The organism is Ohtaekwangia sp. (assembly GCF_036786105.1).
GTDB lineage: Bacteria > Bacteroidota > Bacteroidia > Cytophagales > Cyclobacteriaceae > Ohtaekwangia.
In genome coordinates this window covers 22464-34584 of record NZ_DAIQRQ010000030.1, presented here as the reverse complement: position 1 = coordinate 34584, position 12121 = coordinate 22464, and the positions used below count along the sequence as shown (strand labels likewise).

Below are 12121 nucleotides of genomic sequence, written 5' to 3'. Positions count from 1 at the left end.
GCTTCTGTCACATTAGAATGCCGTCTGCTTACACTTGCTTGCTGTTGTATATATACTTTCCATCAGGTTTACTCTCACTTCATATTCAGATAAGGGAATGTTTTTGATTTCACCCCGAATAACACTTGCAAAAAACTTCAACTGGTTGATATAGTAATTCTGCGGAGGAAACACGATCCGTTCTTTTTCACCTTTATGTATTATATCCATTATCAATTTTGCTTTACCGAAAATCGGTCTGAAAAAATTGCCAATGTGGATCAATGCTTCTTCAAATTGTATGCGGTGACTTGCTTCGAAGGGACGATTATAGGAACAATGAAAATTAGCCACCATTGAACCAGGAAATATCATTTGCGCCTGGAACTCGTCATCTATACTATTAGGGCCGGAAAAGTCGGATTTGCCTTCTATCCCTAAAGGTTGCTCATGAATTATACTTTGCACAAACTGGATCCAATAAGAAGCAGAATCGTAAAACACTCCTCCGCCCATCTTCTTATAAAACCGGTAATTATTTTCATCATGCTTTAACTCACAAAAAATATTCGTCTGTATCGAAACGAGTTTACCATATTGATTAGCGTCAATGATTTCCTTCAATTTCTGTTGCCATGGATGATGGCGGACCATAAGTGCTTCTGTCAGATTAACCGCATTTTCTTCCACTACAGCTTTTATTTGCTTGAACTGACTGCTCTTGATACATAGTGGCTTCTCAACGAGAATGTGTTTTTTTGATTTGGCTGCTCGGATAATCCATTCTTCGTGCAAATGATTCGCTAATGGGATGTAAACAGCATCCACTTCATCGCTTTGAATTAAAGCTTCATAATTGTCAAAGATTTTAATGCGCGAGCCAGCGGAACCCGCCACGCTCTCCGCGCGCTCCCTTGTACTCGCAGCTATACCTTGAAACACTATATCCCCGATTTCACGTATAGGCTCAATAATGGCCTTCGGCAATATTGTTGCCGCGCCTAATGCTCCTATCCGCAAAATTTCATAATCTCTCGCCCTCATTAAACTGGTACGCTATATTGTTGGACAACTTTCTATCCGCTATTATATTCCGAACAAATTCCAATTGTTCTATTTTCTTTTCCAGACCAATACACCAATTGGCATGGTGAAAAACAATTTGCTCGGGAACTGTCAACTCGTTTACTGATCGATAAAAAAATCCCGGAAGCCAGAATAACGATGGAGGAAGTATACCCCATCGCACATTGGGTTGCAATGATGGACTATGAATGAAAGTAGTTTCCGGATAATTTGATTTCAGCACGGCATGATCTATTGCAATCGCACCATCGGCAGCCGCAATATCACTCTCAAGTCGCGCTTTACTCCCCCCCACTGCCATGCCCAGCATCATATTTAAATAAGATTGATCATCTATACCCTTTATATCATGGATCAACGTTTCATACAATTGTTCAAAAAGTGAAAGTGTATTGGCATTGCAGCGGCCAATAAAAAATCCGGCGCATACAAGTACTTTTCCCCCATTCCATTGAAAAAGAATGTCATGATCTTTTAAAAGGTCATTAACAAGACTGGGAGTAAGATTAAAAAACTGCGCATCAACGTCTGACCCGATAATCACTTTGCCTTCGTTTTCCCTGATCGTTTTGATCCAATAGACGATCTTTTTCAATTGTGTATCTCCCCACCCCGGACTTTTAAAGGCAGCTGTCGTACAGTCCTGCACATCACTCTGTAAAGGCACTACCGAAAAGCCTTCCGGAATAGAGGGCAGAAAGAAATTCTTATAGAGGATTTCATGTGAAGGTGTGAAATAACAATATATGTTGATCATATGTATTTGGTTACTGGTATAATTCTATTTCAACCATATAAAGCAGACCGGTTTCTGGTCTATCCTTCCGTTGAAATAATATTTACTCGCTCCAATACGTAATCAGCAAAACTGGAAATGCTTTTAAACAATTCTTTGTTCAGATCTTCATCATCAATGGTTATACCGAATTTCTCTTCAGCACGCAATAAAATATCCAGCGCTTCAATAGAGTCCAGGCCTTGCTCTGCGATCAAATCCGAATGCTCAGTTATACTCTCCGGTTTGATCCTTCCTCTTGTACCTTCATGGAGGATTGTCTTTAGCGATTCTACAATTTCTTCCTTTTTCATAAGTACCTAATTTTGAATTTAATTTTTACAGAACAGTTTATCCACCAATTCAATGAACTGGCTTTTTTCAATAACAAAAAAGCTTTCAGCCAACTTCACATTGCTTCTGCGGAATAACTCTGCACGGTAGTGGTTAAGCCGCGTATTTATAGCTTTCAAATTATATCGCGTTACCTGGCTTTCATATTTATCGATAAGCATTTGCTTCTCATCAGCGTACGCGGAAATATTTACCGTATGGTTAGCAATCAGCGGAAGCATGATTTCATAAAGTGATATGCATACTTCTTCGGTAATTTCTTTCAGTGCCTCGGTCAATATCAATGACGTTGCTTCATGATCCGGATGCCGGTCAAATAACCAGGGCGAAAGAATAAGATCAGGTTGAAGTTCCGTGATAACCTGTTTAAGTGCCAACTGAATATTTAGCATATTTTCATAAAGAGCGCAATCCGGAAAATTCCAGAACAATTGTTTAACTGTGGGAAGAATCTCCTTTATTGATTCTGCTTCCGTCCTTCTGGTTTGTATATCGCCGGCATCAATACCATACCGGCCATCGGTCAGGTAAATAATAGTTATATCAGCATCTGATTTTGTATAGTGCAGCAACGTTCCACCGCACCCCAGTACTTCATCGTCAGGGTGTGGAGCGAGGACAAGCACCGTACGCGCGTGAAGAGGCTTCCCCATGGAGACGTTTACGCCAAGGGGCATTCGTAACAACTCTATTATGCTTCGCTCTTTAGTTAAGCTCAATTTTTTCATGTGCATGAACCAGCGCTAAATATTCATTTACGTTTTTTATTTCTCCGGATAATAATTTTCCGAGATGGTATATTACGGCATGGCTATGCTTTTTGTAAAACGCATTCATCGAAATACTCAAATCCGACTTAAAGTCGCAGCGGTGATGTGCCATGTGATAATTACAGGCGTTCTCATTATACCTAAAGCTAACCCCACTTAGAAAAAGCCGGTAACCCATTTCAAGATCCTCACTCCCCCAGACAAGCCCAAAGTCTTCATCAAACAATCCAGCTTCTTTTATCGATTGCCTCGATACTGATACATTCCCCCCGGTAAATCCAAGAAATTTCAATTCCGCTATATTCTCTTCATAAATAGTTTTAATGTTCTTTTCAAACTGCGTAATCTTTCGTTGGGCCTCAATATTCTTATATAGCTCACTCTGCTCCTGCGAAAGCAGCATTTTTTTTAAAAACACCGGATCGGTTTGAGGCTCTTTTACTTGCTCATATAGTACTCCTTTTACAGGATCTTTGAAAAATTTCAAATACGGCAGATTATATATCATGCCATGCACTACGTGATGATCTTTATCATGGTGCGCAGCAATATGCGCAGCAATAAAACTCTTTGATGGAATGGTATCATCGTCACAAAATATCAAAAGAGGATGCTCTGCCAGCGCAATCCCGGAATTTCTTGCTGCAGAGCGTCCACGGTTCTTCTGATAAATGTGACGAAACGGATAATGCATCGGAGTGCTGTCTATAACTTCCTGTGTTGCTTCGGTAGAGCCATCATCTACAAGAATTACTTCAAAATTCTCTTTGGGAGTATCCTGGTAATTAAATGAACGTAGCACAATCTGCAGTCGTTCTTTTTTGTTGAACGTTGGTATGATAACACTGGCTTTGTCTGATCTCATGGCTGGGTTATTTTACTTCTGTTCTACAAGATCGCTTACACCTTTTTCATATTCGCTTACTATATAGTTTACCGGAAAATCAGGGAGCTTTACCTTCAAACATTTCCCGGCAGCTGACCTGGGAATTTCAGCCAGCAAATGAAACCGCACCGGAACTTTATAATCTGTTAAACGATCATAACAGTATTTTGTCAACGCTGCCACATCAGGTTGCTTTCCATTGGTAACAATGGCGGCCTGAACAAATTCTTTATCTTCCTGCAGCAGCCCCGGGTATACAGCAGCATCAATAATATCAGGATGCTTTAGCAAGACTTCTTCAATTTCTTTAGGATCAATTTTACTTCCACCGGCATTGATAATATCCTTCACTCTTCCGGTGAGATGCAGATAGCCGTCTCGATCAAAAAATCCAAGATCACCGGTAGACCAGGCATGAACGTTTTGTGTAAAATGTGTATAGCCCTGCATCATGGAAGCAGAATTCACATTGATCTCTCCGGCATTTTCATGAAACGCTCTATATATATTCTTTCCTTCAATATTGACTTCAACATTTTTTAACGGTCGGCCCGCACCCGGTAGTATACCTTCCGGTGAGTATGAGGTAGAAATGCCGCCGGTTTCCGTGGTCCCATAAATCTGATATAGCCTTGTGTTGAATACGCGCTGAAAATCTGTGCTCACCGATTCACTACAGGAAGAGCCAGCATAGAAAACATGCGGTGACATTCTATATCCGGATGTTTTAGCCAGTTGTATCAGCGACACTAGCATAGGTGGTACAACAGTAAGTATATCGCCAGGATGTTCTTTAAGGTCTTTCAATAAAATTCTGGGATTGAATGTCGGATAAAGCCTTACGGTGCTATTGGTCAGCAGTGCGGAAGCCAGTCCAAATCCAAAAGCAAAAGCATGGTGCAGGGGCGTTGTAAGTGTTATTGTTGCGTGGTTGTAAACGTCTATACTTTCAATATAATTTCTGGCTTCTGAGACTGCGGCAGACTGCGGACGAATGCAAAATTTAGACTTACCGTAAGTGCCGGATGTAGCATGCAGAATAACGCCTTCCTGCTGCAATGTATAGTGGCCTCTCAGCTTTTCATCCACTCTTAATAATGTTACAGAAGCTGTGCCCATGGAAAAGGTGAATACTTGCTCGGTTCTTCCATATAAAAGTCTGGAGGTAACAAAATCATGAATCAGATAATGTACCTGAAATGACTTCGTAATTTCATCGACTTCAGGCTGAGGACTTGCCGGATTTAAAAGCAATGGATTGCATCCTATTGCAAGCAATGAAAAAAGTGTTACCGGAAATGCAGCAGTGTTCGTCAATGATAATGCAACGATATCACCGCTGCATATACCTGCCTGGCGAAGCTGAATACTCAGTTGTTCTGACGCTTGCTGAAGGTGCAACGCAGGCCATACCTGTTGCGTGAAGTTACATTGAATAACTCCCTTCCATTTCAGCCAGGATTGCAGTAACTCATTATTCATTGGAAGCGGTACTAGGGTTGCGCAGGTACTTGAATTTTTTTCTTTAGTGTTTTAGCTGAGACTTGAATCCTGTCAAGTACATCGCCAATGACTGCCTCGTTATGTGCTGTTGAAATAAACCAGGGCTCATAATGATTGGGATGAACATATACACCATTTTGCTGAAGAATATGCTGGAATTTTACGAACGTATCGTGGTTCGTTCCACGGTATACTTCTCTGTAATTTTTAAATCCGCCATCCTCATCATAGTCCGTCAGAAACCAGAAATTCAACATTGCTCCCACGTGCTGAACTGAGACCGGAATCTCCAGGTCGTAAAATATTTTTCTGATACCCAACGCAAGGTTGGTTGAAGCGTTCTCCAGTCCAGTATATATTTCAGTGTGGTTCTTTTCATACTCCTGCTGGGCAGCAAGGGTTGCTGCAATACACATAGGATTCCCCGAATATACTCCACCGTGAAATACTTCGCGATGGGCGATTAAATCTGCTACTTCTTCTCTTGCGCCTATAGCAGCCGTTGGCACCCCACCATTCATCGCTTTTGAAAGCAACGTTATGTCACTTTGTACACCATATCGTTCCTGTGCTCCACCACGTGCAACTCTGAATCCGGTGATGATCTCATCAAAAACAAGAAGTGCTCCTATCTCTGTGGTTAATTTTCTGGCGGCTTCCAAAAAACCTGGCACCGGAGGAATAGTGCCTGCATTACCCATTACCGGTTCCATAATTACAGCCGCAATTTCTTCGCTATGATTATAAAGGAACGATTGAAGGAGTTCGGCATCATTCCACGGAAGTACATAAGCATTATAAGGTGCTCCCCCCATCCCCTTCGTGCCCGGAAGCGGAATATAATTTCTCCTTTCAATCTCATCAACGGGTGCGTGATAAGCATGGAATACAGAATCACTTGACCCATGATAATGACCTTCGAATAATACAATGTGTTTTCTTCCTGTAAACTGTCTGGCCAGTCTTATCGCGGTTTGTACAGATTCGGTACCCGTAGAGCTAAACCTTAATTTATTTATAGAGGGAAAACTCTTTTTAATAAGTTCTGCAGCCTGATGCGATAATTCATGCGGAAACCCAAGCGTTGTACCACGAAGCTTCAATTCATTTTCTATGGCATTAATGATAATAGGACTTCGGTGACCAAATATCAGTGGGCCATATCCCATGTTCATGTCAATCAGTTTATGGCCATCAGCATCCCATATATAAACGCCTTCTGCTTTTTGAATAACAGTAGGAAGATGATATTTGAGAACGCGCATAGAGCTGTTCGCTCCTCCGGCTATACTTTTCCGTGCCTGCACCAGTATCTTCTCTGAGATGGGGTTTATTGTAGCATCCAATGTGAATATTGTTTAGTTTTTTAAATTAATTCCTCATCAAATATTTCCGAATGTCGGGTTGCCGCAGCTGTTTCATCTGCAGTAACTTGGATTCTTTATATATATTTAGCAGAGTGCTTTCGAAATCAGTAAAATTCTCTCTGCTGCTTGTCAAATCTTTTTTTACCATAACATCACTGAAATATGACAACAAGGTTGTGTGCAATTTTGATTTGATGCTATTCACTTCAGTCATAATATCTTTCATACCTTCCGGAAAAAGTGCCCTGAGCCAGTTGCAGAGGTAAACGAAATTGTGAAAGCTGAAATCTTCGTGTATGATCTGTGATTTACGGATAACGTTCTGGAAAAAGTTATCCACTTCAAAAAAATAGGGCTCTTCAAACGCGTATTCGAAAACATCTTTGTAAGTATAATCCGGTTTTAAAAGCTTCTTCTCCCGGCACATAAGGTATAGGTCGCTGCCATAATATACCGGTGCCTTATATATAAAATAATCCAGCACGTATGCTTTCCTTCTGGTAAGGAAGTGATAATTATTTTCGAAAGACTGAAGCGTGCTAAAGGGTGTATAGCTGAAAAACTCCAACATCACCTCTACATCATTCGCCTCAAACAGATCGATTGCCGATTCCTTAAGTCTGATATTTCTTTGTTTCTTTAAAATATATTCATCATGCTCATTACCGGATCCTATCAGATACATGATCTGGCTGAATCCGGCCTTACGCATTTTTTGTATCAATGGAACCGAGTTCTCGTCAATGAACTTTCCATCAATCATACACTCGAATGAAAAAGGCTGATCGTGGGAAAGCAAAAGATCGCAGAATTCTTCTACACGCTGAATACCCATCTCGCCTGCATCATCAAACGGGCAATCGTGAATCATAAAAGCCTTAAACCCAAATTCACGGTTCAATTTTAAAACTTCATGAAAAAGATCATGCATTGGCCTTCCTGAAAACTTCTTTAGTTTTTTTTGAGCCTTACTGGGAAGGAGGCAGAAGGAACAGTAGCAAGTACAACCTCTTTTCGAATAAAGCCTGGCTATAGCCGATGGCCGGCCGAATGTATTTCTTGCAAAGTCATGCGCTGTCGGCCAATGCCCGTTTTCAAAAGCAACCCTGGAAACATCTTTATGGTTTACCTTGATTGACTCTCTGGTCTTGATGTTTGTGAGGTTTGTTATCGTATGAAGATCAGGATAAGCCTGTGCTACTTCCAGTAATGGAAACTCGCCATCTCCCAATACTATAAAATCAAGATCATGACATTCATTCAATATAAAGTCAGCCGCTTCTGTTGCAAATTTACTTCCTGCACAAACGATGGCCTTCGGATTTTTTTCCTTGATCCTTTTTGCTGCCGAGAATACAAATTCAACGTTTTCATGAAACAACGAAAATCCATATATATCATAGTTGGATTCTAACTTATCGATTTGCTCTTCAACGCTTTTACACGTATCGAAAGAACACAGATCAACCGAAATGTTTTTTCCGCGCAGGAACGAGGCAATACTTGCAAGACCGAGATTTTCGGACTCCGTGAATTCACGTTTATCCCGTGAATCCACCAATGAAACAGAAGGGCCTTTGACCAGTACTTCAAGCATAGTGATGTGTAAAAAGTTCTTTAAGCTCTAGTAATCGCTGCCTGGCTTTTGGACGTTGTAGTATCGGGCGGCTGCAGATCAGATCATCAAGTTCGATCACTCCGTTATAATACAACGCGAGTGCATGTGTATCTGTAAAGCACGATTTGCAAAAAGGCGCACGTGGCGGGTCTGTCGTTAAAAAATCATACGTTCGGGTGTTGCCATAATTACTCACCACTTCCTCCGGGTTTTGCGAAATATTTCCCACCTTATCGAACCACGCATAAGGACATGGCGTGACGGTGCCATTATGAAAACTTTGAAACATCAGAAATGGCGTAAGACACCGGATCTTTCTTTTTGTGCTGGTACTTATGAAATCATAAAGGTCCGTGAGATAAGCCAGGGACGGAACGATCTTCTTATAGTGTTCAAAATTATCAATCAGTCTTTTTATACCTTCCAACTGATCGGGTTGTGGACCGTATTTTGGAGCGGCATGATGCCTTACGGGAAAAGGAGTTAACCCAACATCACCATTGTATTTATCCAATAAAAAATCTGCGAACTCGTCAATAACCGGAGTATTTTTATTGTTCAGCACACAATATATCTCTACATATATACCCTCGTTGACAACCCGGTCAAGATTGGATATCAACTTTCTATGGATGGACTGTGATCGCACACGGTACTGATTCATCTCGTGCGTATGCCCATCAATGGATACAATAATTGAAAGATTGGGTATATTCCTGAATGATTTAAACAGATCTTCAGTGAAAAGCGATCCATTGGTAAGTATCTGAACTGTTTCGTACCGTTCAGATTCTTTTTTTAATAAGTGCTCCACATTTTTTACCAGCATTACTTCGCCTCCGCTGATCTTCAGAATGGGTGCATCAAAACATTCGTGATAATTATCCAGGACCTTATCTACATTCTCTTTGAATTTATGATCATCATCGTAGACCATCTCGGGTAATTTTGACAAATCCCAGACAAACTCTTTGTCATCATAAGTATCTTCCTTTTGAAAGGGGGAGCTGGGTGTCATGCAGTAATTGCAATTGAAATTGCATACATCTTCATATACAACAAGGTCATGTATGAGTTGCGCAACTTTTCCTTCTATTTTTAAATTTTCAGATTGTATTTTCATCAGCGATAGTTTCAAAAAGGTGTTTAATACCAATATCACATCTGCGAAGCATCCTGTGCTGTGAAAAATCCATCAGCACCAAGGTCAAAATACATAACAGTAATCCAATAGCGATTCTGCCTCACTAAAATATCGAGACAAGATTCATTGTACTTAGCGTTATTAATTGGAGTGATCCAACTCCGGCACAATTCATCGTTACTTTAGTCAAGCCTCTCTTTTCAGCATTTGCACGCGAATAATATCCTGATGCCGTTTCACTCTACAGATAGATAATATCCGTATGCAGGCCGTTTAGGTAATTGTAAATCCGTATAACTTAGTGATGCTGGCGCCAGTATCATTTTTAAACGGTACTTCAACATTCGCTGGAATCAAAACCAGTGAATATTAAGAATACGATGCGTGATAGCATTTTAACGTTCTTGTAGTGCCTCCAATTTCACAACTCAAAACTTTTATTTCCATTAAGCCAAACCCGCTACTTCACAATTCAACTCTATATTCCATTAAGCCAAACCTTCCGCTTCAAAAATTATCACCAACTATACCTTTGCGAAAGCGATGTATTCATATACTTATGAATTGAATTGAAAAATACACATATAACAAATCTAGTATCAGATGATGTTTTTGTTTTTGCTCTTAAAAGACTTTTTTTTGTCTAAATCCGACTTTTTTTAAAAAGCCTAAAGCGCAATCATCGGAAAAAATTATAATGGCATAATTTTATATAGTCGATTTTGAGATGTTAAATCGAATAGCAAGCGAAACTATCCAAACGTGGCTCATCTTATTTTTTGAATCCACTATATCTCAAGGAGAAGATTATTTTCGAGTAGAAAAATAATGTTTAGACAACGGTATCTCTAGAGCAGGTTTATTCAATATGTAATCCGAAAGATATTTCTTGCTTCTTATTTATATAAGTATTCAAAGTATTATCACGCACTGGCAATAGGATTTTCTTCCTTTATAGGTTTTAATCTAATTTGTAATCCCTAAATTTCACCTGAACTAATATTGTTCAGGTATAATCAATCGTTAAGGTGAAATATATTTAACCCATTATTCAGTGGAACACGATTTAATAAAGAATAGTGATCATCATTCGCTTATTAAGGTTTACGCATTTCCGTTTGCAGGCGGAAACCGTTATTCTTATAACGTGTTTAGACAATATCTATCAGAAAAGATAGATTTTACACCGGTTGAAATACCAGGCCGGGGAAGGCGAATTAATGAACCGCTCTTAAGAAACATCCATAGTATTGTTGATGATATTTATGAACGTATTGCGCCTGAACTTACGGCGCAATACGCAATTTATGGACATAGCATGGGCGGTCTTATCGGATATTTACTGATAAAAAAGCTGCAGGAGAAAAGCGAAATTTTGCCCACACATCTGATTGTTTCCGGAAGCAAGTCTCCTTCATCAAGAAATCTCCAAAGGACACCAACCTACCGGCTACCCGCTAATGATTTCATCAACAAAATAAAAGAGCTGAATGGAAGTCCAACAGAAATTTTGGAGAATAAAACATCCTGGAATATTTTCGAGCCCATACTGAGGGCGGACTTTGAAGCGGTAGAAACATTTTGTTATCAGGAAACAAAACCTTTCAATATTCCGATCACCGTTATGATGGGGCTGCAGGATGAAATTGCGGAAGATGATATGCGTTCATGGCAACGGGAAACCGTTGCCCCTATAGCGTTAAAGAAATTCAATGGAAATCATTTTTTCATTTTCGAGCATGCCCCATCCGTTACAGCGATAATCGAAAAGGCATTGTTCAATGTAAATACAATGATCAGTTCTAAACAACTTTGAGTATGATCGAGATCAAGGATGTTACGATGCAATATCCTGTACCTAAAAGGTACATTGACATCCTGCGAAATCCTTTTAAGACCGAAAAATTCACGGCGCTGGAAAAATGTAATCTCACGATCAGTGAGGGAGAAAAAATAGCTTTCCTGGGTTCCAATGGAGCCGGAAAAACAACGCTTTTAAAATTAATAGGAGGATTACTATATCCTTCACAGGGAAACATTTCCATCCATGGATACAATACGCAATCTCACAATGTTGAAGCACGTAAAAATGTAGGCTTCGTTATCAATGAAGAAAGGAGTTTTTACTGGAGATTAACCGGAAGGCAAAACCTTGCTTTCTTTGGAGCACTTGATAACCTGAAGGGCCAAGTGTTACACGAAAAAATCAGTCAGCTCATTGACCTTGTTGGTCTCACCAGGCATGCAGATAAATTATTCGCCGGCTATTCTTCGGGGATGAAACAAAAACTGGCTATAGCCAGGGGATTATTGGCAGATCCCAAAATCCTTATCCTGGATGAGCCTACCCGCACACTGGATCCAATCGCAACCGAAGAAGTAAAGGAACTGATCTTTAAAAAGATTCATTCAGACCGGGAAAGAACACTGCTTATTGCAACACATAACCTTGACGAGGCAAAAGCATTGTGCAGTAAAATATGTATTATGAAAGAAGGTAAGGTACTTCACTACAAGTCCAAAGAAGAAACTTTACGTACGTACGCCAACCTATTGGAATGTTATAACCATGTGATAACAAACGGGAAAGAAAAGATAGCTCACTATACAAATGGTGTTTATTAATATGAACGCGTGAA

Annotated in this window: 11 protein-coding genes; 2 read left to right on the top strand and 9 right to left on the bottom strand. The window is 40.0% G+C overall.

The annotated features are described in order from the left end of the window. Nucleotides 1–12 precede the first annotated feature (12 nt). Genes V7Q33_RS13525 through V7Q33_RS13485 form a run of 9 tightly spaced genes read right to left on the bottom strand, consistent with a single transcriptional unit; the run spans nucleotide 13 to nucleotide 9461 of the window. On the bottom strand, nucleotides 13–1023 hold the full coding sequence (locus tag V7Q33_RS13525; protein WP_333820182.1) for a Gfo/Idh/MocA family protein: 1011 nt from the start codon (nucleotides 1021–1023) through the stop codon (nucleotides 13–15). Further along, complete coding sequence (locus tag V7Q33_RS13520; protein WP_333820181.1) at nucleotides 1004–1822, bottom strand: putative nucleotide-diphospho-sugar transferase; 819 nt, start codon at nucleotides 1820–1822, stop codon at nucleotides 1004–1006. The genes V7Q33_RS13525 and V7Q33_RS13520 overlap by 20 nt, the downstream gene beginning before the upstream one ends. 59 nt (nucleotides 1823–1881) lie before the next feature. Beyond that, the gene (locus V7Q33_RS13515; protein ID WP_333820180.1) at nucleotides 1882–2154 is read right to left on the bottom strand and encodes an acyl carrier protein; all 273 of its coding nucleotides are present in this window, start codon (nucleotides 2152–2154) and stop codon (nucleotides 1882–1884) included. A gap of 18 nt (nucleotides 2155–2172) precedes the next feature. Continuing rightward, nucleotides 2173–2847 carry a PIG-L deacetylase family protein gene (locus V7Q33_RS13510; protein WP_333820179.1) on the bottom strand — a complete coding sequence of 225 codons (675 nt, stop codon included), beginning with the start codon at nucleotides 2845–2847 and terminating at the stop codon, nucleotides 2173–2175. A 52-nt stretch (nucleotides 2848–2899) separates the two neighbouring features. Continuing rightward, a complete protein-coding gene (locus tag V7Q33_RS13505) occupies nucleotides 2900–3829 on the bottom strand; it encodes a glycosyltransferase (RefSeq protein ID WP_333820178.1) in 930 nt (309 codons plus the stop codon). A 12-nt stretch (nucleotides 3830–3841) separates the two neighbouring features. Then, nucleotides 3842–5332: a class I adenylate-forming enzyme family protein gene (locus V7Q33_RS13500; protein WP_333820177.1), complete on the bottom strand. Its 1491-nt coding sequence runs from the start codon at nucleotides 5330–5332 to the stop codon at nucleotides 3842–3844. An 11-nt stretch (nucleotides 5333–5343) separates the two neighbouring features. Further along, the gene (locus V7Q33_RS13495) at nucleotides 5344–6699 is read right to left on the bottom strand and encodes an aspartate aminotransferase family protein (RefSeq protein WP_333820176.1); all 1356 of its coding nucleotides are present in this window, start codon (nucleotides 6697–6699) and stop codon (nucleotides 5344–5346) included. Nucleotides 6700–6724: 25 nt separating this feature from the next. After that, a complete protein-coding gene (locus V7Q33_RS13490) occupies nucleotides 6725–8317 on the bottom strand; it encodes a B12-binding domain-containing radical SAM protein (protein WP_333820175.1) in 1593 nt (530 codons plus the stop codon). Then, the gene (locus tag V7Q33_RS13485; RefSeq protein WP_333820174.1) at nucleotides 8310–9461 is read right to left on the bottom strand and encodes a radical SAM/SPASM domain-containing protein; all 1152 of its coding nucleotides are present in this window, start codon (nucleotides 9459–9461) and stop codon (nucleotides 8310–8312) included. Before V7Q33_RS13485 ends, V7Q33_RS13490 begins: the two co-directional genes overlap by 8 nt. 1075 nt (nucleotides 9462–10536) lie before the next feature. Here V7Q33_RS13485 and V7Q33_RS13480 point away from each other — a divergent pair. Together V7Q33_RS13480 and V7Q33_RS13475 are read left to right on the top strand one after the other, a co-directional pair. Beyond that, a complete protein-coding gene (locus V7Q33_RS13480; RefSeq protein WP_333820173.1) occupies nucleotides 10537–11298 on the top strand; it encodes a thioesterase II family protein in 762 nt (253 codons plus the stop codon). Between the two features lie 2 nt (nucleotides 11299–11300). After that, nucleotides 11301–12107: an ABC transporter ATP-binding protein gene (locus V7Q33_RS13475; RefSeq protein ID WP_333820172.1), complete on the top strand. Its 807-nt coding sequence runs from the start codon at nucleotides 11301–11303 to the stop codon at nucleotides 12105–12107. Nucleotides 12108–12121: the final 14 nt, after the last annotated feature.